Below are 24,523 nucleotides of genomic sequence, written 5' to 3'. Positions count from 1 at the left end.
ATGGACTCCATGCCCCTGCCCATCCGCATCATCGCCCCCGGCCGGGTGTACCGCAAGGACGAGGTGGACGCCACCCACTCCCCCATGTTCCACCAGGTGGAGGGCATGGTCATCGACAAGGGCGTCACCATGGCGGACCTGAAAGGGACCCTGAACACCGTGGTCAAGCAGCTCTACGGTGAGAACACCGTGACCCGCTTCCGCCCCCACCACTTCCCCTTCACCGAGCCATCCTGCGAGATGGATGTCCAGTGCCACAAGTGCGGCGGCGTGGGCTGCCCCACCTGCAAGGGCGAGGGCTGGATCGAGCTGCTGGGCGCCGGCATGATCCATCCCAGAGTGCTGGAGATGGCCGGCATCGACCCGGAGGTCTACTCCGGCTGGGCCTTCGGCATGGGTCTGGAGCGCACCGCCATGCGCCGGTTCAAGATTGCCGACCTGCGGCTGATCTTTGAAAACGACGTGCGGTTTCTGGAGCAGTTCTGATCAAGATTGAAGATTGAGGAGTGCAGATTGAAGATCAGGATATTTTTCAATGGAGATCATCCGGCAAAGCCGGACACCATATCACCACTCTCAACTCTTCACTCTCCACTCTGACACATCTGACACAAAGGAGTTTTATATATGAATCTATCTCGTAAATGGCTCAGCGAGTTCGTCACCGTTGACGCCAATGATAAGGAATTTGCCGAGGCCATGACCCTCTCCGGCTCCAAGGTGGAACTGACCCATGACCTGGGTGAGGATATCTCCAACGTGGTGGTTGGCCGCATCAAGAAAATGGAGCGCCATCCCGATTCCGACCACATGTGGGTTTGCCAGGTGGACGTGGGCAAGGAAGAGCCTGTGCAGATCGTCACTGGGGCCTGGAACATCCACGAGGGGGACCTGGTGCCTGTGGCCCTGCATAAGTCCACTCTGCCCGGCGGCAAGAAAATCGAAAAGGGCAAGCTGCGGGGCATGCTGTCCAACGGCATGCTGTGCTCCCTGAAGGAGCTGGGTCTGGACGAGCGGGACTTCCCCTACGCCGTCATCGAGGCTGCGGCCCTGCTGAACGACTACCACCCCATCGACCCGGAAAAGCCTTCCATCCCTGCGGATATCAAGCCCGGCGATAAGGTTTTCGGGCCGGTGGTGGCCGCTGAGGTGCTGGAGGCCATGCCTATGAACAACGGCTCTTTCCACACCTGCCTGATGCTGAAGGATACCACCGCCTGTCCGGACACTGTTTGCGCCAATCTCCACGTGGGCGACCTAGTGGCATACAACACCAAATCTGACACCATCTGCACCTTGGCGGACCTCCGCGCTGAGCAGCGGGAGTTCCCCCACTGCATCACCGACGGTATCTTCGTCCTCCACGAGGACTGCAGGCCCGGCGACGATATCAAGACCGTCACTGGCCAGGATGACCACGTGGTGGAATTTGAGATCACGCCCAACCGGCCTGACTGCCTATCTGTCATCGGTCTGGCCCGGGAAGCGGCGGCCACCTTTGACCAGCCCCTACGGCTCCATGAGCCGGTGGTAAAGGGATGCCCCGAGGACGCGGACAATCCCCTTGCCCAGACCCTGACCCAGCGGCTGGATGTGGAGACCCCCGCCGCCGACCTGGTGCCCCGGTACACTGCCCGCATGGTTCGGAACGTGAAGATCGCCCCCTCCCCCAAATGGATGCGGGAGCGCCTTCGGGCCATGGGTGTGCGTCCCATCAACAACATCGTGGATATCACCAACTACGTCATGCTGGAGTATGGCCAGCCCATGCACGCCTTTGACTACCGCTACGTGAAGGGCGGGAAGATCATCGTCCGCCGGGCGGGGGAGGGCGAAAAGCTCACAACCCTGGACGGCAAAGAGCACACCCTAAACGCCAACCACCTGGTCATCGCCGACGAAACTCGGGCTGTGGGTCTGGCGGGCATCATGGGCGGACTGAACAGCGAGATCGTGGCCGACACCACCGATGTGGTGTTTGAGTCCGCCTGCTTCGACGGCACCTGCATCCGCAAGGGCGCCCTGGCCCTGGGCATGCGCACCGAGGCCAGCGCCAAGTTTGAAAAGGGGCTGGACCCCTTGAACACCCTGCCCGCCGTCAACCGGGCCTGTGAGCTGGTGGAGTTGCTGGGCGCCGGCGAAGTACTGGACGGCGTCATTGACATCCTGAACTATGTGCCTCAGCCCACCGTGCTGAAGCTGGAGCCGGAGAAGATCAACGGCCTGCTGGGCACCGATGTCAGCCGAGAGGAGATGGTCCGCATCCTGGAGAAGCTGGATTTCCAGGTGGACGGCGACGATGTCACCGTTCCCTCCTGGCGGGGCGACGTGCGGCGGATGGCGGACCTGGCCGAAGAGGTGGCCCGGTTCCACGGGTACAATAAGATCCCCTGCACCCTCCAGCGGGGCGAGACGACCCGGGGCGGATACTCTCCCGCTCAAAAGCTGGAGCAGACCCTGGGCAGCGTGTGCCGCGCCTGCGGGTACGACGAGATCATCACCTACTCCTTCATCTCCCCCACCTACTATGACAAGATCCGCTGGCCGGAGGACTACGCTGCCCGCAAGTCCTTCAAGATCCTGAATCCCCTGGGCGAGGATACCTCCATCATGCGGACCACCACCCTGCCCTCCATGCTGGAGATCCTGACCCGGAACTACAACTACCGCAACAAGTCCGCCAAGCTGTATGAGATCGGCCGGGTCTATCTCCCCGGCGGCGGGGATGGCCTTGCCAACGAGGCCAAGATCCTCTCTATGGGCGCTTACGGCGCGGATATGGACTTCTTCGCCATGAAGGGTGTCGTGGAGGCTCTGCTGACGGAGATCCGAGCCAAAGACGTACGGTTCGAGACCGCCGACCCCGCCCTGCCCCAGCACCAGTCCTACCATCCCGGCCGCTGTGCCACCGTGTGGAGCGGCAGCGACTGCATCGGCGTGTTCGGCCAGATCCTCCCCCTGGTGGCCAAGAACTACGGCGTGGACGGTGAGTTTTACTGTGCTGAGCTCTCCTTCGACGAGCTGATGAACGCCCGGGGCGACGATCCGGAGTACAAGCCCCTGCCCAAGTTCCCCGCTGTGGCCCGCGACATCGCCGTCGTCTGCGCCGAGGCCGTCACCGTGGGCGCGCTGGAGGACTGCATCCGCCGGGGTGCCAAGGGCCTTCTGAAGGAGGTCAGCCTGTTCGACATCTACCGTGGCAAGGGTGTGGAGGACGGCAAAAAGTCCGTGGCCTTCAACCTGACCCTCCGGGCCGAGGACCGCAGCCTCACCGCCGAGGAAGCGGATAACGATATAAAGAGCATCCTGGAGCTGCTGAAATCTGAGTTGAACGCCGTGTTGCGGTAAGCGCTTCCATCACCCAATCAGGTCAAGGCCCGCCGGGAATCTTTCCGGCGGGCCTCTGTCATAAAAATCTGCCGGAAATTTTCACAAAATTCTCCGGGAAAGCCTTTACATGGCGGCCAAAATCGAGTATACTATTTTCTATATAAAGTTTAAGAGAGGTGGTGTCTGTATGGACGATTTTACCCGGAAATTCAGCATAGCGATGGATAAGGACGCAGAAATCCACCAGATCCTTACCACAGTCTATCAGGCATTGGAAGAAAAGGGCTATAACCCCATCAACCAGATCGTGGGCTATATCCTCTCTGAGGACCCCACCTATATCACCAACCACAACAACGCCCGTACCCTGATCCGCAAGATCGACCGGGATGAGCTGCTGCAGGTATTGGTGCGCCGTTACCTGGGCCAGTAAGACTTGCCCCAGCATCGGCCATGTCATTTTGTTTCTTTTGTTTCCAAATCCGCTGCGAAACTTTTCGCAGCGGATTTTCCTTTGTTTTCAACGCTTTGCGGGGATTCTCCAAATACTTCCGCGGCTGTTTTCCAGTCTTATGTTGACAAGTGGAAACAAAAGTGTTACAATTTGGTTACAAAAATCAAAGGAGTGTTTCCATGGCAGAAAGCAAGACCGCAAAAACTGAGGGTCTGATCTATAAGGGCCATCCCCTCCGCCGGGCCGGTAACCTGATCTACTACGGCACGATGGCTGAAAAATATATCATCATGATGCAGGTGCTGGACACCAAAAAGGAACAGGATCTGGATCTGGCCACCAAAGTCTCCATCCAATTGCAGCTCACCGCCCCTGACCTCCGGTCCCGGGACCGCGTGGTGAAGAAAAGCGAGAAAGACAGCTTGTACGCGGCCATGGACATCGCCGCCATCTGGCTGGAGCGGGCTTTAAAGGAAAAGTAAACCGCCCCCTCTACAAAAGAAATCATCAGGAAAGGAAGTTTCCCCCATGACACATTTTGCAGGAAAGGCGGCAAAATGCCTGCTCCTCTCTGCGGCAGCCATTTTGATGCTCACCGCTTCCGCTCTGGCAGCTGAAAGCAACATCGCCATCGCGGCGGGCGCTACCACCGGATCCTCACTCCGCCTGCGCTCCGAAGCCTCCACCTCCGCTTCCATTATCACCACACTGGATAAGGACGTAGCCCTGGCCGTGCTGGACGACTCCATCGACGGCTGGTATGAGATCAGCTACAACGGCAGCACCGGTTTTGTCTCCGCCGATTACATCATCATCGACCAGGATAACGTCTTCGAATCCTATGGCCGTCTCAACGGCGACGGCGTGAACGTCCGCTCCGAAGCCTCCACTGAGAGCGAGGTGCTGGCCACCGTGGATAATGGCGACGTGGTCACCGTCAACGGACTGGTGGACGGCTGGTACGCCGTCACCTGTCAGTACGGCACCGAGGGCTATATCCGAAGCGACTTTGTGGATCTGACCGCCTCCAGCTCCAGCTCCTCCGGCAGCAACGTAGTGGATTACGCCAAGCAGTTCCTTGGTACCCGCTACACCTATGGCGGCGCTTCCCCCAGCGGCTTTGACTGCTCTGGCTTTACCATGTACATCATGAAGCAGTTTGGTTACTCTCTGCCTCACACTGCCACCGGCCAGTGGCAAAGTGGCGTGGGGACCCGGGTCTACTCTATCTCTGAGCTGCAGCCCGGCGATCTGGTGTTCTTCAACGATCCCAGCCGCAACGCCGGCAAGGCTTGCTCCCACGCGGGCATCTACATAGGCGGCGGCCAGCATATCCACGCCTCCTCTTCCCGCAGCAACGGCGTGATCATCAGCGACCTGACCAGCGGGTATTACAACCAGTACTTTGTAGGCGGCATCCACCTGTGAACTGATTACAAAACCGCGGCACGCATTGCGTGCCGCGGTTTTGTATGCCGTATCCGCCATTTGTTGCTCTTCCGGCGTATCCCCCTGTCCTCTCTCCGACAAACCGGCGGCCGCGGACGAATCTTGCCTGCGCCATACAGCTGGGAGGAAGCTGATCTGGAAGCGTGCGCTAAGATGGTACGCTGATGCTGAAAACCTCCTTGCCAAATCGCTCAAATATCACAAATGTGTTTCCGCGCCACTCTGACTTTGCGTATAGGCGGCTGTTCAGCCGATCCACATATCGAATATCACCGCCGATCGTCTCCTGACGGAGGACGTTCCCCCTTCTGTCCGTTATTTGAAGATACCATCCCTCTCCCACCTCAGCGGAGAGGACCCGATACACATGCGCGCCGATACTCTGGGACCATTTGGACAGTCTGCCAATGCGTTCCTCCCGTACAAAATGACTGCTGATGATACTGTTAAATGCCTTCTCGATGTGCTCCGCGGCTTTTTCAGGATACTGATTCCGCCCCGCGATATCCAGAAAAGCGCTTCTCAAGATCTCCAGGATCACCATTGGCTCCATATCTTTGTCCGCTTCCTCGATCGCACGGATCGCCTCTTGCTCCAGATAATAGATCGAGATATGAAATTTTTGATCGCAAATATATGTCTCTTCCCCTGGAACGAGACGATCCCGATGCGCGCAGACCGTTATTTTTCCGCTTCCATCCAAGTCAATGCCCTTGAGTTCTTCCTCGATCATACGGCACAGATAGAAACTTCTATTGCGCAGGGGCGGCCGGTTCTCCCGCTGTTTGCGGCGCAAATAAGCCTGTTTTGTATACACGGGCAGGGGTCCCTCTTTCTTTCCGGCTTTTTTATCCCCTTCAAGTACAAGTGTATGAAATTTCATGATGACACCCTCCTGTACCGCGCCGTATCGCAAAGCGGCTTTACGCCAGATCCGCATTCCACAAATCTTCTAATGCATCTAATATATCAGTATAGCAGAAACTTTCGCTCCGCGCATCCCTTTTTCCGGATACCGCTTGCTATTTCTCCAAGAGCCTGCTATAATTCGCATTTGTGTGAGAAATACAGAAAAAGGGTGGAATTCATGGAACTGGAGAGCATGTATGAACAGCTGGGCGTCAGCCGGGCTGTGTATGGATTTGGGGAAGCGGTGCTGCGGGACCTGCGGCCCCGCTTTGACGCCATCGACCAGACGGCGGAGTTCAACCAGGCCAAGGTGCTGGCGGCCATGCAGAAAAACCGGGTCAACGCGACCCACTTCGCCGCCACCACCGGCTACGGCTACGACGACGAGGGCCGGGACAACCTGGAGCGGGTATACGCCGACGTGTTCCACACGGAGGCCGCTCTGGTGCGGCCCCAGATCACCTGCGGGACCCACGCTCTGACGGTGGCCCTGTCCGCTAACCTGCTGCCGGGGGACGAGCTCCTCTCTCCCGTGGGCGCGCCCTATGATACCCTGGAGGAGGTCATCGGCATCCGGGAGAGCAAGTGCTCGCTGAAGGAATACGGCGTCACCTACGCCCAGGCGGACCTGAAGAGCGACGGCACCTTTGACTACGACGCCATCCGGGCCGCCATCAACGACCGGACCAAGCTCATCACCATCCAGCGGTCCAAAGGCTACGCGACCCGGCCCAGCTTCTCCGTGGCACAGATCGGAGAGCTGATCACCTTCTGCAAATCCGTGAAGCCGGATGTGAAAGTGATGGTGGATAACTGCTACGGCGAGTTTGTGGAAAAGCTGGAGCCTTCGGATCTGGGGGCCGACATGGTGGTGGGCAGCCTCATCAAAAATCCCGGCGGCGGACTGGCGCCCATCGGCGGCTACATCTGCGGCACAAGGGAATGTGTGGAGCGGTGCGCCTACCGCCTTTCCGCCCCGGGCCTGGGCCAGGAGGTGGGGGCCAACCTGGGCCTGATGCCCGCATTCTATCAGGGCCTGTTCTTATCTCCCACAGTGGTATCCGGCGCATTGAAGGGCGCCATTTTCGCCGCCAATGTCTATGAAAAGCTGGGCTTTGCCTGCGTCCCCACTGCCTCCGAGGACCGCCACGACATCATCCAGGCGGTGACCCTGGGCAGCCGGGAGGCCATGGTGGCCTTCTGCAAGGGCATCCAGGCCGCCGCTCCGGTGGACAGCTATGTGACCCCGGAGCCGTGGGCCATGCCGGGCTACGACAGCGACGTTATCATGGCGGCGGGCGCCTTTGTCCAGGGCAGCAGCATCGAGCTGTCCGCCGACGGTCCCATCCGGGAGCCATACGCCGTCTATTTCCAGGGCGGTCTCACTTGGTATCACGCCAAGCTGGGCATCCTCATGAGTTTGCAGAAGCTAGTGGAGGCCGGTCTCGCAAAGCTGCCGGAATAAGCGCTCCCCGTGCCGCCGGCACGGGGAGCGTTTTGCTTGCAGATAAAGCCATGCAGAGCCTGCGCCCGCAGGCGCGAAAACGGAGGGCCGCAAGCGTAGGAGCCGCCAGCCAAAGACGGGCGATCAGGCCAAAGCTTGCCGCTTTGGCGGCACGTCAGCCGTTCTCCTGGATGCGCCGGTCCAGCCGGGCTAGAAAGTAGGCCAGCAGGAAGCCGGCTCCGCAGCAGAGGGCGGACAGCGCCATCTCCCCCGGACCATCATAGGTCGTGGGGATGATGACCAGCGTGGAGGCCATCACGATGCCGAAGATGCCGTGGAAGGCCACCGCGTAATACCGTTTGAAAAACCAGGTCACCAGCCGGGCCAGCAGGAAAATGGTCAGCAGCATCCCCGGCAGAGAGGCGGACAGCACCAGCAGATCCAGCCGGGCCAGGCCCTCCAGCATGGGCTGATACAGCCCCAGGGCCATCATCACCGAGGAGGAGGTCATGCCAGGGATGACGACGCCCATGCCCCACAGAGCGCCGCAGAAATTGTACCACCAGAAGTTTGGCTCCACCGTCACTTCAGCGATCCGGCTGATATAAAACAATCCCCCGAACACCGCCAGGGCGCACACCGCCATGCTGACCCAGGCGGACGCGGAGCGCCCCTCCTTACCAGCCTCCCGCAAAAGGGCAGGCGCCGTGCCGACGATCAGGCCGATGAACAGCCAGGTGGTGACGGTGGTGGAGCTGCAAAAGGCCAGAGCGATGCCCTTGGCAAAGCCCAGAAAGCCCACGCACCAGCCCAGGCCCAAAGGCGGCAGCCACATCCAGTACTTGGGCAGAGCGGTTTTGGGATGGGTCAGGAACTCCATGAAGGGGCGGTAGATGTCGAACACAACCGCCAGCACCCCGCCGGATACCCCCGGCAGAATGGCCCCCGCGCCGATCAGCACGCCGCACAGCAGGTCCCGCAGCCAACGGATGATGAAGTTTTGGTCCCGCCGGGCACCCACAGACAGTCCTCCTTATACGAATTCCTAATAAAACGATCAAATCGTTTTATTAGGGCCGCGTAAGCGGCCCGGCGGCGTAGCCGCCAGGGATGTTGTCAATACGTCTCCTGGCGCCAAAGGCGCCGCAATAAAAAGATCTTTTGATCTTTTTATCAGGAAATCGTATTATCAGGAATCCCTGAATAGATCGTGACGCACATCTTGGCGGCGTTTTTCGTCCGCCTGCCGATCCGCACATCCCGATTTATTCAGTGCTTCTTTGGATATCGCACCTATCATAGCAGTTTTGCCTCCCCGGTTCAATCCGATACCTCCTCATATTTGGGAAATTTTTCGCGATTTTTCTAAAGCTTGTGGGTTTTGCATAAAACCTTCCGCTTCTTTTTCTCCTTCTCTGGTTTTTTTGTATGTTGACAGAAAAACTGATAGTGTGTAAACTATCAGACAGATAATAAAACTTCATACCCAAAGACGATGAAGGAAAGAGTAAGCAGGCAGATACGTCGCAGAGAGCCTCGGTTGGTGGAAAGAGGTACGGAAGGGCTTGCCGAACATGGTTCTGGAGTTGCGTGGCCGACCGGGTCTCCATAGGTCACGACGTGTGCGCACGTCACAGCGCAGGAGTGTGATGGCACTCTTAAAGGCCGCTTTCGCGAGGAAGCGGCGAAGCAAGGTGGTACCACGGCGAATGTCGTCCTTGAAGCAGTTGCTTCAGGGACTTTTTTGTTGCGGCAAAACACGATAAAGGAGCTTCGATACTGTGAGTGAATCCATCATTCAGATCCAACATCTGACCAAGACCTTCGGCGACGGCGAGACCGCTGTTCACGCGCTGGAGGATATCAATCTGGACATCCGGCAGGGTGAGATCTTCGGCATCATCGGCCTCTCCGGCGCGGGCAAATCCACGCTGGTACGTTGCATGAACCTGCTGGAACGTCCCACCAGCGGCACCGTCATCGTGGACGGACAGCAGCTGTCCTGGATGGAAAAGCAGGCTGACAATAAAGATGAAAAGGTCGTTTTTATCAGTGAGCGGGAGCTTCGCCTGGTCCGCCGCAGCATCACCATGATCTTCCAGAGCTTCAACCTGCTGATGCAGCGCACGGTCCTGAAAAATGTCTGCTTTCCCATGGAGCTGAGCGGCGTCACCGCCGCCAAGGCAAAGAAGCGGGCGCTGGAACTTTTGGAGATCGTGGGCCTGCGGGACAAGGCGGGCGCCTATCCTGCCCAGCTCTCCGGCGGCCAGAAGCAACGGGTGGCCATCGCCCGGGCGCTGGCCACAGATCCCAAGGTGCTTTTGTGCGACGAGGCCACCTCCGCTTTGGACCCCACCACTACTGCCTCCATCCTGGCCCTGCTGAAAGACCTGAACCAAAAGCTGGGCGTCACCGTGGTGGTCATCACCCACCAGATGAGCGTCATTGAGGAGATCTGCTCCCGGGTCGCCATTCTGGACGGCGGCGTCATTGCGGAGCAGGGCAAGGTGGAGGACATCTTCTCCAATCCCTCTACCGACGCGGCCCGCCGCCTGGTGTATCCCGGCGGCGCCAGCGTGGCCCAGTATCCCGCCGGAACCCGGGCGGTGCGGGTGGCCTTCAACGGCGGCACCGCCTACCAACCCCTCATCGCCTCCCTCGCCATCGACTGCGGCGTGAAGGTAAACATTCTAGGCGCGGACACCCGCGACATCGACGGCAAGGCCTTCGGCACCATGCTGCTGGGGCTGCCCGACGACCCCAACGAGGCCGCCAAGGCCCTGGCGTACATCCGGGCGCAGCACAACGTTTCCGCAGAGGAGGTGGAGTATCATGGCTGAGTTCATCACGACCTTTTGGGCCGAATACGGCAGCATCCTGCTGACGGGCATCCGGGACACCTTCATCATGGTGGGCATTTCGACTCTGTTCGCTTATCTGCTGGGCCTGCCCCTAGGTGTTGCTCTGATCCTGACCCAGCCCCACGGCATCCGTCCCAACCATCTGCTCTACCGGCTGCTGGACTGGATCGTCAACGTGGGCCGTTCCTTGCCCTTCATCATTCTGATGATCGCCATCATGCCCCTGACCAAGCTCATCGTGGGCACCAAGATCGGCGTCAAGGGAGCCATTGTACCCCTAGTGGTATCCGCCACGCCCTTTATCGCCCGGATGGTGGAGACTGCCCTCAGCGAGGTGGACGCCGGCGTCATCGAGGCGGCACAGTCCATGGGCGCTTCTACCTTCCAGATCGTCTGGAAAGTCTACCTGCCGGAAGCGAAGCCCTCCCTGGTGCTGGGCGGCGCCATCTCCATCGTGACGATCCTGGCCTACACCGCCATGGCCGGCACTGTAGGCGCAGGCGGTTTGGGCGACATCGCCATCCAATACGGCCATAACCGGGGCATTCTATCCGTCCTGTGGGTCACGGTGATCTTCCTGATCATCCTGGTCCAGGCCATCCAGCTGCTCTTCAACTGGGCGGCGCGGTCCATCGACAAACGGCTGGACCAGTCCGCCAAGGGCCACAAAGCTTTCGATCTGCTGGCCCGCTTCGCCCACACCAAATAGACCCGTTCCCCTGTTTTCATCGCCTGTCTCTTGGAATTCCGGCAAGCGTTTGAAATAACCGGACCATTGGTCCCAAAATATCTCATTGGAGGAAATCAATATGAAAAAGAAGTACTTATCTCTGGTATTGGCCCTGGCGCTGTGCCTGTCTCTGGCTGCCTGCGGCGCCAAAGAGGAACCCGCTCCCGCCGAAAACAACGCCCCCGCCGAGACGGAGGCTCCCGCTGAGACCGTCACCCTGACAGTGGCCGCCTCTCCCACGCCCCACGCCGTGATCCTGCAGCAGTGCGTGGCCCCTCTGGCGGAGCAGGGCATCGAGCTGGTGGTCAATGAGTACAGTGACTACGTGATCCCCAACACCGCCGTGGAGGATGGCGACGAGGACGCCAACTACTTCCAGCACATCCCCTATTTGGACGAGTTCAACGCTGAACGCGGCACCCATCTGGTGAGCGTGGCAGGCGTCCACATCGAGCCGATGGGCATCTACGCCGGCAAGACCACCTCCCTGGATGCCATCCCCGACGGCGCCACCATTGCCGTGCCCAACGATCCCACCAACGAGGGCCGCGCCCTGCTGCTGCTGGAGGCCCAGGGCCTTATCAAGCTGAAGGACAGCTCCAACCTGTCCGCGACCCCCAAGGACATCGCTGAAAATCCCAAGAGCCTGGAGTTCAAGGAGATGGAGGCCAAGACCATCCCCAGCATCACCTCTGAGGTGGATCTGGCCATCATCAACTCTAACTACGCCCTGGGCGCTGGCCTGAATCCCGTGGAGGACTCTCTGGCCATCGAGTCCAGCGACTCCCCCTATGTGAACGTCCTGGTGGTCAAGGAGGGCAATGAGAACAACGAGGCTGTCAAGGCCCTGATCGAGGTTCTGAATTCTGACGCCATCCGTGATTTCATCAACGAGGAGTTCGACGGCGCCGTGGTCCCCGCGTTCTAAGCAATATTTCCATAAAAAATACGCTGTGCCGCCCTTGGGAGGGACTTCGTAAGGAAGTTCCTCCCAAATTTTTTCGGCCAATTGGTATTTGAACGCTTCGCTTCAAAGCCCTACACATCCGCACAATGCACAAAAAGAAAGCCCGGAGAATTTGCAAAAATGCAATCTCCGGGCGAGGGCGGGTTGATGAAATTTTGCGGTGCGGCAGCGCCGCAGCGCCGGCGCTCCGCGCCGGTCAAAGGCGGGTCTGGGGTGCCTAACCTCAGCAAGACTGACCAGGGGAGCAAAGAGAAAGGAAGGCGAAATTTGGGCCACGGGTCGAATCTTGCCCTCTTTCACTCTCTTTCAGGAAAACTCCGCCCATTGAACACCAGGGTAAAGCTTTCCTGTCTTAGCAAAAAAAATCGCGCACTGTGCTGCCAAAGACAAATCATCCAAAGCAAAGCGTTTTGGAACAGGAGTTTGACCTCCAATTTCGACCGGGGCATCCTCCTCCACACTGACATACTTTTCGTTGATCGGCTGAAAGCAGACAGGATCACCTTTCTCATTCCAGATATTGAACGTAGGGGCAGCCCAACCAGCCTTAATATCCATGGTGAAAAAGTCCTCCTCACTGTTTTCATCCAAAGAAAGAAGGAGGGAGTTGACCTGTTCAGCTTGAATCAATTCGGTGAGCTCATCCAGAACTTCCTGAGTAAGTTCACTGTTCATAAAACGCTTTCGACCATATTCCAGACAGTGCGCGGCAAAGGCGTCAGGCAAGGGCGCGGAAGCATCCTGTGTGGGGACAACTTTGTATTTTGGAAAGTCGTCATCATGGTAGGCGGGTTCTTCCGTATAGATCTTGCAGGATAAAATATCCAGCACTTCCGCATGAATCAATTTCTTTCGGGCGGGAAGGGCTAAACTCTTTAATTGTGTAAGTTCTGACAATAGGGAGCAGTCCGAAAAACTGGTGGCTCGCAAGTCTAAGCGGTACAATTTTTTTAGCTTAGGAAGGAATGAAAAATCATCAATAATCCCAAGCGGGGTGCGTGCTGGAAACTCCAATACTTGCAAGTTAGTCATTTCTTCCAGCATAACCCAATCACCTGTCCTGGACTTCAAAAAATCCTGTATAGGAGCCAACTTCTGCTTAGTATATTCGCTGTGGGGGACAGGGAAATCCTTACCCGCCAGACGCTTAATTCGTTTCAGCTGGTTGATGTCCGTAAGATGCTTTGGTGTCATAGCAAAATCAATCCAGCACAGCAGATAAGGGCTGGTGTGTTGGGCCATTTCTTCTAATGTCATGCAATCACCTCAATATTTAATTTTACTCTGATTATAACTGCTTGAGGACGCTGTTTCAAGCATATTTGGAATATTTAGAAATGTCATCGGAATAGCGGTGCAGCTGTCATTTCGACCAAGTTTTTCTGTGCTGCTTTACCGCACCTGAGCATTTGCGCCGAGAGTATCTCTACAGAATCTCATGCAAAAAGGTATTGGCAAATGCTTGTTCTGTATGCAAACGAAAGAAGCCCCTGGGGACAGTCTGCTGCCCTGTCTCATCGTGCAGCGAGCATAGCTTTTGTACTGCTGCAGGCGCCCTCAAAGCGGGCGGCGCTGAGCGCCGAGAGGGATTCCAGCCCCATCAACCCACCTCAAAAACAGCGTAAGGGCGGCACTTCCTTATGAAGTGCTGCCCTTTGGCACAGCGTATTTTTATGGTCTTTCAAGGCCCCTCATTCATATCCGTTGACCATCACATCCAGCACCTTTCCCGCCACGGTGCCGGCCACGGAGCTTCCCCCGCCGCCATTCTCCACCAACACCACAAAGGCGTAGGGCGCGTCCTCGTTCCGCAGGAAGCCCGCGAACCAGGCGTGAGGCTGCTGCCCCTCCCCCACCTCGGCGGTGCCGGACTTGGCGCAGATATCCATATTGGGAAAACGCTTTGTGCCATAAGTCTTTTCCACGTTGTCCGCCATCATGTCCGCCAGCTTTGCCGCCGTTCCGCCGGACACCAGCGTCCCGGTCCTGCGGGTCAGGTGGGGAAAGGACGGTAGCCCCAAGGCGGAGACGGTCTTTTGGATCACATACGGCTCTGCCGCTTTGCCGCCGCCGGCGATGGCTCCCATGTACACCATCAGGGCACAGGGATTCACCAGATCCTGCCCCTGGCCCACACCGGCCCAGCCCAGCTGGCCCTCGGCGGCGCCGCTGAAGGAGAAGCTCCCCCGGGCAGTAGGCAGGCCATTGACGGAATAGCTGTCCGTCAAGCCTGCTTTTTCCGTGTATCGCTTCATCGTATCCTCTCCAAGCTCCGCCGCGATCTGTGCAAATGCCACGTTGCAGGAATTGGCGAAGGCGTCCCCGATGTGCTGCTCCCCATGGGTCCCGGAACAGACGATGGTCTCCTCTCCCACCTGAACGCTGCCAGCGCAGGTCCAGGTGCGCTGGCCGACGTCCGGGATATTTTCCAGCGCCGCCGCCAGGGTCACGGTCTTGAACACGGACCCCGGCGTGAACGTAGCGGAGAGAAATCGGTTGAGATAAGTCCCCTGATAGCGGTCGTTGGTCTCGATATCTTCTGGAACATGCAAGGGGTCATAGCTGGGAGAAGAGACCATGCAGAGGATCTCCCCCGTTTTGTAATTGTACACTGCAACCGTCCCGGCACAGCCGTTCAAGGCCTGATACGCCTCGTAATTATACCGGGCGTCGATGGTCAGATACAGCTCATTGCCCCGGTCCGCGCCGAAAGCACCGTTGAGAATGTTATAGCCCGTCAGCCTATCGGCAAAAGCATTCAGCGCCCCGGTGCCAATGCTGCCCCGCAGGTCGCCCACCGCGTGGAGGGTCGCCTTGCGGACGGCCTCGCTGCTGTAATAGGTGCGCTTCCCGTTCTCCACGGAGGACAGCACGTCGCCGTCCCGGTCCAGCACCGTGCCGACGGCCAGAACGCCGTTGGAATCATAGAGATGGCGGTTGAAGGCCGAGGAGGCCCAGCTTCCGCCGTTCAGCAGATAGTTCACCAGAAACACGCACAGCCCCGCCGCCAGCAGCAGCGCCAGCACAGCGCACACCACGGCCCGCCGCTCAATCTTCTTCATGGTCCGCCTCCTGTTCTTCAGCAAAGGGGTCGCCCACAGGCTCCGCCCGCCGCTGGGCCTCCGCCGTCAGTTTTCGATACGTCCCCCGCCGGATGGCAAAGCTGGCATTCTCCCGGGTGTCCGTGGCCTTCAAGAAGGCCAGCAGGCCCCAGGCGGACATCATGGCGGAGCCGCCGTTGGACACAAAGGGAAAGGTCACGCCGGTGAGGGGCAGCAGGTCCACGGAGCCAAACACGTTCAAGCAGGTCTGAAACACCAGCAGTGACCCCGCCGCGCAGGCGGCGATGGTATAGAAGCTGGACCGCCCGGCCCGGCAGGCCCGGACGGTGAACACCGCCAGGGTTATGATGGCGCATACTGCCAGCAGGGCGATCAGCAGCCCCCATTCCTCACACAGCATCCCAAACACCAGATCCGTGTCCGCCGCCGCGACCCGGCGGAGCCAGCCGCTGCCGCCCCCCATGCCCAGCAGGCCGCCGGAGGCTGCCGCCGACATGGTGCGGGTCTGCTGGTAGCCGGTGGTGGAGGCTGCCTCCCAGGCGTGGCCCCAGGAGGCGAAGCGGGACAGGATATAGGGCTTGAATTTCAGCACGATCCCTGCGCCGAACACCGCGCCGCCGCAGATGAGGGCCAGTGTGGCGAAGTCCCCAGAACGAAGATAGGCAATGATCAGGAAGGTGACGAAGAAAATGGCCGCCGTGCCGAAATCGCTCATCAGTCCCAGCAGGCCGATACACACGCCGGTCAGCAAAATGAACAGGGTCAGGTTCCGCCGGTGGAACAGCCGCTCCAGTGTGGCGGAGCCAGCAAAAATATAGCAGATCTTGGCGATCTCCGAAGGCTGGAAGCTGAGTCCGCCGATAGAGATCCAGTTCACCGCCCCATATTTGGAATTGCCCACCAGCAGCGTGATCCCCAGCAGGCCGATGGCCGCGGCGGCCATGAGCCAGCGGGTCTTTTGTACCCGGCTCAGATCCCGCAGGAACAGGCCCAGCACCAAAAACAGCGCCAGCCCCAGCAGAATGGCCAGGAACTGCTTATAGAGGCTCCCCGGCGCGCTGGAGGCCGTCACCGCCAGTGACAGCGTGGAGAGGAAAAAGGCGATAGTCTCCATCTCAAAGCCCACGCAGCGAGCACAGCGCAGTACGGCGGCGTACAGCCACATCACTGCTGTCAATCCCAGAAACGCCAGGGGGATGGCGGCGCTGGCCTCCGTTCCCGCCGCTGCGATCAATTGCAGGCAGGCCAACACCTGGAACACCGTCAGCCACAAAAAGGAGGGCCACATGGCGGCGGGCCGCTCCGCCCGGCGTTTTTCCTCCAGATCCTCCCGCTCCGCCACGGTCTGGGGCAGGAATACCAGAGGCACGCCTCCCAGCGTGATGGTATCCCCCAGCCGCACCGGCGCGGCGCCCTCCACCGGCACGCCGTTCACCGCCGTGCCGCCCTTGGAGCCAAGGTCATAGACCGTCCAGGTCTCATCTTCCCCCCGGCAGAGGGCCGCGTGCTGCCGGGAGACGCTAGGATAATGCAGCTGGACGTCGGCGGTCCTGCCCCGGCCGATGATATTCTCCCAGTGGGTCAGGAAGATGGGCATCCCGTTGGGCAGGCTCAACTGGCCCCAGGCCTCCGGCGTGTGGGGAATGTTCAGCAGAGACCGCACCGCCCGATACAGGATCAGCACTGCCAGCACCGGAAACAGGAGCCGGGCGATGGCTGTGAACCACATGCCGATCTCCGGCCGCTCCGCCAGCAGGGCCGTCATGATATCCAATTGCGCCTGCAAGGGCGCCGTCAATCGCTCCATAAAGCTGCCTCCTCTCCTGCTTTTTGAAAAATTTCAACAAGTATAGCACGTTTTTCCTTTAAAGTATAGGCCCATCATATGAACATCCTGGTCCGGCAGCGGAAATCTCTGTGAAATTTCACTTTCCCTCTTGACCTTCCATTTAAAATCCATTAAAATACGATATTGTGTATGAAAACAACAAAATGGAGGTATTTGCCGTTACTGGCGTAGTCCTCTATTTTTATGAAAGGCCGATCAACGACATGAAACATCCCTATAAAACCCGGGCGGGCGGAGCCACGGTGACGATCTTCGTCCCCTACGACTGCAAAAATCACTGCCCCTTCTGCATCAACAAGGGGGAGTATGCAGATCTGACAGGCTTCTCCGCCGAGAAGATATGCGCCAGCATCCGGCGCATGGACGCCATAACCCCTTATTGCGACTTTGTGTTCACCGGCGGAGAGCCCTTCGCCAACCTGGAGTCTCTGCAAATGATGCTGGACGAGATCCCCACGACTCACAAGGTCTATATCAACACCACACTGCCGGTCTCCGAGCATCAGTCTGAGGAGGATATCCTGGCTTTCGCGGAGCGCAACAAGCACAAGATCACCTGCATCAATGTCTCCCGCCACATGCAGAAATATGTGGTGGAGTCTAACGACGGCCTGTTGGCCCGCCTGCCGGTGCCCTTTCGTGTGAACTGTGTGCTGTACAAAAACTATCCCGCCGAGCAGCTGATCCCCTATATGGAGCGCTTCCGCAAAATTCCGGGTGCCTCCATCCAGTTCCGTTTTGACTATACCGCTACCACGCCAGAAAACCTGTATGACGAGAGCGGCGACAAGATCCTGCAGGATCTGAAGAAGATCGCCCGGTATACCGGCCTGGACGGCTGCCGGATGCGCTGCGGCTTCCACTTTGACTACAAGGGTCTGGAGCTGACCTATCACAAGACTCTGCCCTACTCCACCATTGTGGAGACGGACCCCGCCAACGGCGTGACCTACGATATTCTGTATGATATCCTTATCAAGCAGAACGGCGACATCCACTCTGATTGGACCGGTGTGCTGCTGGATTTGGATGCCTATGAAAAGGTGGTTTTCGAGCCGTATGACCTGAAGTGGCTGGAGCGCATTGCATAAATATCCAAAACCGGCGGATACTTCCGCCGGTTTTTTTCAGCAGCGAGGCGCTGTTCTATACCAGGGACACCAAAGACAACGGAATATCGGAGCTGCCTTCGGCTCAAATCCTGATGCAGATGCCATTTCCGATGAAACGGGCAGTCCGGCCATCCTTCCACCGCGGCTGTTACCATTTTGTTTCTATTTGTAATCGATTTGATACTGACTTTTCCCCCGTTTTCCGTCAAAATAAGTGCATGAAGAAACTTACTAGAAAGCGGGGCAGCTGCTATGCGATCCTTCCTCTCTCTTCTCCTCGTGCTCTCCCTCGCCACCGCCTGCGGCACAGGCGGCTCCACACAAGCAGTATCAGCCTCTGTCCAGCCCCCGCCCACCGACACACCGGAGCCGCCGGTGGAGGAAGCGCCTGTCCCCGTCCGCATAGTCGATCCCAGCCGTCCCATGGTGGCGCTGACCTTTGACGACGGCCCCCACGCCCAGTACACAGACCAGCTTCTGGATATCCTGGAGGAACACAACGCTGTGGCTACGTTCTTTGAAGTGGCGAAAAACCTGCCCAACGATCCGGACGCCGTCCGCCGGGCGGCGGAGATGGGCTGCGAGATCGGCAGTCACTCCTACCGTCACGCCAACCTGGGCAAAATGAAGCTGGAAGCTCTGCAGGCAGACCTGGCGGCGGCAGACGCGGCCTTTATCGATGTGCTGGGCACTGCTCCCACGCTGCTGCGCCCACCCTACGGCTCCACCAACAAGGCGCTGAAAACCGCCTGTGACCGCGCCATCGTCACCTGGTCCATCGACCCGGAGGACTGGAAGTGCCGGGACGCGGAGAAGGTGATCGCCCACATTCAGGGCTTTAAGGATCTGGACGGACAGGTGATCCTGCTCCACAGTACATATGAAAGCACTGTGGAGGCCGCCCGGGTCCTGGTCCCCTGGCTGGAAGAGCAGGGCTATCAGCTGGTGACCGTCAGCGAGCTGATCACGCTTCGCTTCCAGGACACAGTGGACGTGAACCGCCTGTATAACTTTGACTATTTCCGCTTCAAGGTCCCGCCGCTGGCAAAGCCAACGGGAGAACCCGCCGCATAGCGGCGCGGCAAGTCTTTGGCACACAATGAAACGAGAGGCCGGTCCCTATGGGACCGGCCTCTTTTGTTGCCTTATCGCAGGAAGATCCGCTTCCCGCCCCGGTATTCCCGGACGGCGCCGATCCGCTGGGCGCTGGGCACACAGCCCTTCAGTTCCTCGAACAGCGCCTCCGCGTCAGCGGGGTCCACCGCCATCAGCAGTCCCCCGGCGGTCTGAGGGTCGTACAGCAGATCCTGTTTACATAACTCTGTATCCCCAGCGTCCACACCCTCCTGGGCGAAGGCACGGTTGCGGTACATCCCCTCCGGCAGGATGCCCATGCGGGCCAGTTCCAGCGCTTCCGGGATCAGGTCGATCTTGTTTATGTGCAGTTCTATCTCCACATCGCTGCCCTGGGCCATCTCCGTCAGGTGGCCCAGCAGGCCGAAGCCCGTCACGTCAGTGCAGGCGTGGACCCGGTTTTTTACCATAGCGTCCCGGGCGGACTTGTTCAGTGTGGTCATCAGCCGGTGGGCCAGTTCCATGCTTTCCCCGGAGGCCATCTCCGCCTTGGCGGCAGTGGTCAGCACACCAATGCCCAGGGGCTTGGTAAACAGCAGCACGTCGCCGGGCTTTGCCCCACTGTTGGTCAGAACCCTGTCCGGATGGACAAAGCCCGTCACCGCCAGGCCGTATTTCGGCTCATCGTCCAAAATGCTGTGGCCGCCGGTGATGAGCGCGCCGGCCTCGTATACCTTGTCATAGCCACCCCGCAGCATCTGGTGCACGGCGTCTCCGGGCATGTCCGCCGGAACGGCCATGATGTTCAGACACAGCTTCGGCTCGCCGCCCATAGCATACACGTCGCTGAGGGCGTTGGTGGCCGCGATCTGGCCGAAGAGGTAGGGATCGTCGGCAATGGGCGGGAAAAAATCCACCGTCTGCACCAAAGCCAGGTCGTCTGTGACCTTGTACACCGACGCATCGTCGCTCTTGTCGAAGCCCACCAGCAAATTGGGGTCCTGATGGACCTGGATGCCCTCCAGGAGCTGGGCCAGAACGCCCGCTCCCACCTTCGCGCCGCACCCGGCGCACTTGGCCAGCTTGGTCAGCTTTACTTCGTTTTCAGGCATGTTCGTTCTTCCTTTCCTGTTCTGCCAGCGCCCCCGACAGGTTCAGCACCGCTTCCAGCACGCCGCCGCCCACCGCCAGGGCCTTGTCGCTGGCGCAGTAACAGTGCTCGAGCTTGCAGCGGGGATCGATGTCTCCGGCTTTCATGCCCTGGAACACCGGGGTCCCCTCCGCCAGGATGCCCCGCAGAACGCCGTCCAGGGTACAGACCATGGGCTGGCCGTTTACCGTGGCGGCCACGTCCCCCATTTTCACCTGAGCGCCGATTTCCAGAAGCTGGTGGAATGCGCCGTCCGCCGGCGCTCGGAGCACCCGCTCCCCCGCAAAGCCGCCGATGAGGCCGGGGATGCCGGTGTTGGGCTGAGCGCTGCCGTCATAGATGACCCGCCCCAGGTAGTGGCCCCGCATGGTCTCCACTACCGCATGGCAGTCCACACCGGCGGTAAAACCGGGGCCGACACCAATCACCACCGGGGCGTCGGTGATGCAGGTCCCCAAATTCCTCTTGGCCAGAATGGCGTCCACCACCGCATCCGGCTTCAGGACCGGGATACAGGCCGCCTCCGGGTCCGCCAGCACCGGGACGACGCCGCTTTTCAACAGCTCCAGCGCCTGGGCCGGACTGTCTGCCCGCCGGGCCGTTATACCCTCCACCACCGTCTCGCCGTGAACGATGGCCTGAGAAAAGCAGACCGTCCGCCGAATGGCGGTGGGCCGCTCCACCTCCGTCATGACCACCTGGATACAGGCCCTCCGCAGCCGCAGAGCAACGCCGGTAGCCAGGTCTCCTGCACCTCGGATCACGATCAGCATAGCAAATACTCCCCTCTTCGCAGCGAACCGGCCAGCACCGGACACGCCAGCAGCCCTGCCAGCGCGGCGGCGTTCCTGCGGTCCTGCTCTGCTTCTACTTGGTTTACATAAATTTTATCATGCAGGGCTTCAGCGATCAGCACCGCCGCCTCCGTCTCCGGTGTGACTGACGCCTCTTGCGGCAGCCCGACGATTTGAGCGTACCGCTCCGGCCGGTGGGCCGCCTGGGCGATGGGCTGCCCGAAGCCGGAGGCCCCCACCACCAAAATGGTTTGCGCAGTCTCCCGTGGGATCACCGGCTCATGGAGGGCGTGGGCCTTTATGGGCCGCTGGGCGGAACCATCTGCCTCTACCAACACATAGTCGAACACATCCGCCAGCTTTGCCATGGACGATAATGGAGCCGTCAGCTTTCCTGTACCGGGGACCGGCGTTCCGGCGCAAAGCAGCCGATGGTCCCGGCGCAAAACCTCCAGCTCCGCCTCCGTCCGGGCGCAGGGCAGGTCCGGAAACGGGAAGATCTTCGTGGTGGTGCAGAGCAGCACCGAATGGCCGCTGGAAAGCTCGCTGCCCAAAGTCCTCAACAGCGTTGTCTTGCCTCCGCCGCCAATGACAGCGGTCACGCCGGGCCGGATCTCCAAAAGCTCCGCTAGTCCCACGCCATCACCCTCCTCGTTCTTTTTTCAATAGAATAACACTTTCCCGGAAAAAGCGCAAGGCCCAGCAGGGCGATCTGCGGAATAGGCCGCCCCTTCCTCTTGACTTTTCTCCAATTCCTGCTATGATAAAGGTAGCGTTTATCTCAAATGAGTATCACGAAAAGGAGGGTCTGTATGCTGGATGGCTGTGGTCGGACCATCGATTATCTGCGGCTGTCGGTGACAGATCTGTGCAATTACCGCTGCCGGTACTGCATGCCGGAGGAGGGCGTGTGCAAGCGTGCGCATCAGGATATCCTCTCTGTGGAGGAGATCGAGGAGATCAGCAGGGCTGCTGTTGCATGCGGCGTAAAGAAGATACGCTTGACAGGTGGAGAACCGCTGGTGCGCCGGGGCATCCTGGAGCTATGCCGCCGTCTGCGGGCCATTTCCGGCCTGGAAGAGCTGTGCCTCACCACCAACGGCAGCCTGCTGCCGGAGCTGGCCCGCCCCCTTCGGGAGGCGGGCGTAGACCGGCTGAACATCAGCCTGGACACCCTGCGGCCAGGGCGGTTTGCCCAAATGACCCGGCTTGGACAGCTCTCCCAGGTATGGCAGGGCATCCAGGCGGCGGAGAACGCTGGATTCCAGCATTTGAAGCTAGATACGGTTCTGATCGGCGGCTTCAACGATGACGAAACAGATGATTTTCTGGTGCTGACGCAGGAGCATCCTTGGGAGGTCCGCTTCATTGAACTGATGCCTATGGGGCCGTGCGCCTCTTGGGACAAGAGCTGTTTTGTTTCCGCTGATTCCATTCTACAAAGGAATTCCGCTTTACAGCAGATCGGTTCCAGCGGAGTCGCGCGGCGCTACCGTCTGCCTGGCGCTCCCGGCACGGTGGGTCTCATCTCCCCCATGAGCCACGACTTCTGCGGTGAATGCCGCCGCATCCGGGTCACGGCGGACGGCAAACTGAAGGGCTGCCTCCACAGCCGGGAGGAGATCGACCTGCGGGGTCTCCACGGCTGGAGGCTGGAAAATGCCATCCGGCAGGGCATCCTGCAAAAGCCCCAGCGGCATCACCTGGCGGAGCGCCCCAGCGACACGCCCCGGAACATGAATCAGATCGGAGGATGAGCAGATGCCAGAGCTGACCCATTTCAATGAACAGGGCCGGGCCAAAATGGTGGATGTGACGGAAAAGACCGTCACCCACCGGACGGCGGTGGCCGCCGGCGAGATCCACGTCTCGCCGGAGACTATGACCCACATCAAAAACGGCACGATGAAAAAAGGCGACGTGCTGGCGGTGGCTCAGGTGGCCGGCATCCAGGCGGCCAAGCACACCTGGGAACTGATCCCCATGTGCCATCCCCTGCCTCTGACCGGCATCGACATCACCTTCCGCCTGTCCGACCAGCCCTGCATGGTGGAGATCAAGGCCGCCGTTACCTGCACCGGGGTCACCGGCGTGGAGATGGAGGCGCTCACCGCTGTTTCCACAGCGGCGCTGACCATCTACGACATGTGCAAGGCAGTCCAGAAGGACATGCGGATCACAAACATCCGCCTGCTGGAAAAGCGCGGCGGCAAAAGCGGCGCATACCAGGCGCCTGAATTTTGGTAAGACAGGAGAAAAGAGGAATGAAAATGTATATTCCGGAGAAATTGCTGTTTTTGAATGAAGAGGATGTGATGACGCTCCTGACGCCCGCCGACGCCATTGCGGCGGCAGAGGATACGTTTTACCATATCGGCACCGGCGAGATCACCGTGGGTAAAATGGTGATGATGTTTGCGGACCCGGAGCAGAAAAATAATTTCCACTCCATGCCAGCCATCCTGCACCACCGAAAAGTGGCTGGCGTGAAATGGATCGACACCTATTCCAAGCCCCTGCCGGGCTACCCCTTCAGCCATGGAAATCTGGTGATCCTGAGTGATGTGCGGACAGGCTCTCCCATCGCTTTGGTAGGGGCCACAAATATCACCACCATGCGGACCGCCGGCGGACATGGTGTCGTTCAGGCTCGTCACCTGGCCAATCCGGAGCCGAAGGTGCTTTCCGTTTTTGGCTGCGGTGCCCAGGCCAAGGCGGGCATCCGCGGCTTTTTGGAGGAATTCCCCTCATTGAGGCAGCTGCGCCTGTTTAACAGGAGCCGGCAGCCCATGGAAGAGGTCCAAAAGCGCCTCTCCGGCCGTTTAGAGGTCGTGATCTGCGATACGCCGGAAGAGACGGTCACCGGCAGCAATTTGATCTTGATGGCTTCCGGTGCTCAGAAAAAGCTGCTGTCCGCGGAGCTGGTCAGGCCAGGAACCACAGTCATTGGAATTGAGGGTTTCCGGGATTTAGACCCGAAATTGGGGAAGGCCGCTGATAAGTGGTATCTGGGATACAAGGTGCCGGACCAAGACATTTTGCAAAGCCCCCAGTTAAATCCCGGTGGGGCTTTGACGATGGATGATGTGTTCGGCGACATGACTGAGCTGCTGACCGGCAAGATCCCCGGCCGGGAGCGGGAGAATGAGATCATCGTTTCGACCCATATGGGCATGGGTGCCCATGATGTCAATTGCGCCGCGACGGTCTATCAGCGGGCGCTGAAGCGCGGCATGGGCCAGGAACTGCAGCTGGTTTGAGGGAGGAATGAACATGGCCAAGGTCGTATCAGTGAATATCAGCGAGAAAAAAGGGGAGCAGAAGCACCCCGTGCCGGA

Annotated in this window: 21 protein-coding genes, 1 pseudogene and 1 other annotated feature; of the genes and pseudogenes, 14 read left to right on the top strand and 8 right to left on the bottom strand. The window is 59.3% G+C overall.

Annotated features, from left to right (window positions below):
- The 5 genes and pseudogenes from pheS to Q0Z69_RS13830 form a co-directional block, all read left to right on the top strand.
- Positions 1–486: pseudogene (pheS, locus tag Q0Z69_RS13850) on the top strand (phenylalanine--tRNA ligase subunit alpha); the annotation flags it as partial.
- Positions 487–627: 141 nt separating this feature from the next.
- Positions 628–3,348 (top strand): phenylalanine--tRNA ligase subunit beta, encoded by a 2,721-nt coding sequence (gene pheT, locus Q0Z69_RS13845; protein ID WP_298034791.1) that lies wholly within the window; start codon positions 628–630, stop codon positions 3,346–3,348.
- A 169-nt stretch (positions 3,349–3,517) separates the two neighbouring features.
- The gene (locus Q0Z69_RS13840) at positions 3,518–3,763 is read left to right on the top strand and encodes an IreB family regulatory phosphoprotein (protein ID WP_298034788.1); all 246 of its coding nucleotides are present in this window, start codon (positions 3,518–3,520) and stop codon (positions 3,761–3,763) included.
- Between the two features lie 200 nt (positions 3,764–3,963).
- The gene (locus tag Q0Z69_RS13835; RefSeq protein ID WP_298034785.1) at positions 3,964–4,266 is read left to right on the top strand and encodes a hypothetical protein; all 303 of its coding nucleotides are present in this window, start codon (positions 3,964–3,966) and stop codon (positions 4,264–4,266) included.
- Between the two features lie 46 nt (positions 4,267–4,312).
- Positions 4,313–5,212 carry an SH3 domain-containing C40 family peptidase gene (locus Q0Z69_RS13830; protein ID WP_298034783.1) on the top strand — a complete coding sequence of 300 codons (900 nt, stop codon included), beginning with the start codon at positions 4,313–4,315 and terminating at the stop codon, positions 5,210–5,212.
- 169 nt (positions 5,213–5,381) lie between these two features.
- Here Q0Z69_RS13830 and Q0Z69_RS13825 read toward each other — a convergent pair whose 3' ends face one another.
- Entirely contained in the window at positions 5,382–6,116 is a 735-nt protein-coding gene (locus Q0Z69_RS13825) for a hypothetical protein (protein WP_298034780.1), read from the bottom strand.
- A 195-nt stretch (positions 6,117–6,311) separates the two neighbouring features.
- On the opposite strand from Q0Z69_RS13825, the gene Q0Z69_RS13820 reads away from it, so the two are divergent.
- Positions 6,312–7,607, top strand: coding sequence for an aminotransferase class I/II-fold pyridoxal phosphate-dependent enzyme (locus tag Q0Z69_RS13820; RefSeq protein ID WP_367272318.1), 1,296 nt, complete (start codon positions 6,312–6,314; stop codon positions 7,605–7,607).
- Between the two features lie 154 nt (positions 7,608–7,761).
- Here Q0Z69_RS13820 and Q0Z69_RS13815 read toward each other — a convergent pair whose 3' ends face one another.
- Complete coding sequence (locus Q0Z69_RS13815; protein WP_298034773.1) at positions 7,762–8,607, bottom strand: DUF368 domain-containing protein; 846 nt, start codon at positions 8,605–8,607, stop codon at positions 7,762–7,764.
- Between the two features lie 465 nt (positions 8,608–9,072).
- Positions 9,073–9,309, top strand: a binding site (T-box leader).
- 70 nt (positions 9,310–9,379) lie between these two features.
- Here Q0Z69_RS13815 and Q0Z69_RS13810 point away from each other — a divergent pair.
- The 3 genes from Q0Z69_RS13810 (at position 9,380) to Q0Z69_RS13800 (ending at position 12,105) form a co-directional block, all read left to right on the top strand.
- On the top strand, positions 9,380–10,426 hold the full coding sequence (locus tag Q0Z69_RS13810) for a methionine ABC transporter ATP-binding protein (protein ID WP_298034794.1): 1,047 nt from the start codon (positions 9,380–9,382) through the stop codon (positions 10,424–10,426).
- Positions 10,419–11,156 carry a methionine ABC transporter permease gene (locus tag Q0Z69_RS13805; protein WP_298034771.1) on the top strand — a complete coding sequence of 246 codons (738 nt, stop codon included), beginning with the start codon at positions 10,419–10,421 and terminating at the stop codon, positions 11,154–11,156. Before Q0Z69_RS13810 ends, Q0Z69_RS13805 begins: the two co-directional genes overlap by 8 nt.
- A 100-nt stretch (positions 11,157–11,256) precedes the next feature.
- On the top strand, positions 11,257–12,105 hold the full coding sequence (locus Q0Z69_RS13800) for a MetQ/NlpA family ABC transporter substrate-binding protein (protein ID WP_298034768.1): 849 nt from the start codon (positions 11,257–11,259) through the stop codon (positions 12,103–12,105).
- Between the two features lie 345 nt (positions 12,106–12,450).
- Here the strand turns inward: Q0Z69_RS13800 and Q0Z69_RS13795 are convergent, their stop codons facing one another.
- From Q0Z69_RS13795 to Q0Z69_RS13785, 3 genes are all read right to left on the bottom strand, one after another.
- Positions 12,451–13,401 carry a hypothetical protein gene (locus tag Q0Z69_RS13795; protein WP_298034765.1) on the bottom strand — a complete coding sequence of 317 codons (951 nt, stop codon included), beginning with the start codon at positions 13,399–13,401 and terminating at the stop codon, positions 12,451–12,453.
- Between the two features lie 434 nt (positions 13,402–13,835).
- Positions 13,836–15,206 (bottom strand): penicillin-binding transpeptidase domain-containing protein, encoded by a 1,371-nt coding sequence (locus tag Q0Z69_RS13790; RefSeq protein WP_298034761.1) that lies wholly within the window; start codon positions 15,204–15,206, stop codon positions 13,836–13,838.
- A complete protein-coding gene (locus Q0Z69_RS13785; protein WP_298034758.1) occupies positions 15,193–17,013 on the bottom strand; it encodes an FtsW/RodA/SpoVE family cell cycle protein in 1,821 nt (606 codons plus the stop codon). The genes Q0Z69_RS13790 and Q0Z69_RS13785 overlap by 14 nt, the downstream gene beginning before the upstream one ends.
- Positions 17,014–17,258: 245 nt before the next feature.
- On the opposite strand from Q0Z69_RS13785, the gene Q0Z69_RS13780 reads away from it, so the two are divergent.
- The gene (locus Q0Z69_RS13780; RefSeq protein WP_298034755.1) at positions 17,259–18,146 is read left to right on the top strand and encodes a 4Fe-4S cluster-binding domain-containing protein; all 888 of its coding nucleotides are present in this window, start codon (positions 17,259–17,261) and stop codon (positions 18,144–18,146) included.
- A 273-nt stretch (positions 18,147–18,419) separates the two neighbouring features.
- Positions 18,420–19,241 (top strand): polysaccharide deacetylase family protein, encoded by an 822-nt coding sequence (locus Q0Z69_RS13775; protein WP_298034752.1) that lies wholly within the window; start codon positions 18,420–18,422, stop codon positions 19,239–19,241.
- Between the two features lie 71 nt (positions 19,242–19,312).
- Here the strand turns inward: Q0Z69_RS13775 and selD are convergent, their stop codons facing one another.
- From selD to yqeC, 3 genes are read right to left on the bottom strand one after another with little or no spacing between them, the layout of a single operon-like run.
- Positions 19,313–20,353, bottom strand: a complete 1,041-nt coding sequence (gene selD, locus Q0Z69_RS13770; RefSeq protein ID WP_298034749.1) for a selenide, water dikinase SelD — start codon at positions 20,351–20,353, stop codon at positions 19,313–19,315.
- Positions 20,346–21,164, bottom strand: a complete 819-nt coding sequence (gene yqeB, locus Q0Z69_RS13765) for a selenium-dependent molybdenum cofactor biosynthesis protein YqeB (RefSeq protein WP_298034747.1) — start codon at positions 21,162–21,164, stop codon at positions 20,346–20,348. The genes selD and yqeB overlap by 8 nt, the downstream gene beginning before the upstream one ends.
- Positions 21,158–21,823, bottom strand: a complete 666-nt coding sequence (gene yqeC / locus Q0Z69_RS13760; protein ID WP_298034744.1) for a selenium cofactor biosynthesis protein YqeC — start codon at positions 21,821–21,823, stop codon at positions 21,158–21,160. Before yqeC ends, yqeB begins: the two co-directional genes overlap by 7 nt.
- A gap of 174 nt (positions 21,824–21,997) precedes the next feature.
- Between yqeC and moaA the strand changes: the two genes are divergently transcribed.
- The 3 genes from moaA to Q0Z69_RS13745 are packed head-to-tail and all read left to right on the top strand — an operon-like array spanning position 21,998 to position 24,445.
- Complete coding sequence (gene moaA / locus Q0Z69_RS13755) at positions 21,998–22,942, top strand: GTP 3',8-cyclase MoaA (RefSeq protein WP_298034741.1); 945 nt, start codon at positions 21,998–22,000, stop codon at positions 22,940–22,942.
- Between the two features lie 4 nt (positions 22,943–22,946).
- Positions 22,947–23,432, top strand: coding sequence for a cyclic pyranopterin monophosphate synthase MoaC (moaC, locus tag Q0Z69_RS13750; RefSeq protein ID WP_298034738.1), 486 nt, complete (start codon positions 22,947–22,949; stop codon positions 23,430–23,432).
- A 17-nt stretch (positions 23,433–23,449) separates the two neighbouring features.
- Complete coding sequence (locus Q0Z69_RS13745) at positions 23,450–24,445, top strand: ornithine cyclodeaminase family protein (RefSeq protein ID WP_298034736.1); 996 nt, start codon at positions 23,450–23,452, stop codon at positions 24,443–24,445.
- The last annotated feature ends 78 nt before the right edge of the window (positions 24,446–24,523 follow it).

It is taken from the genome of uncultured Dysosmobacter sp., assembly GCF_947631165.1.
Lineage (GTDB): Bacteria > Bacillota > Clostridia > Oscillospirales > Oscillospiraceae > Oscillibacter.
The sequence above is the reverse complement of the archived record's forward strand: the minus strand, read 5'-3'. Positions and strand labels throughout refer to the sequence as shown.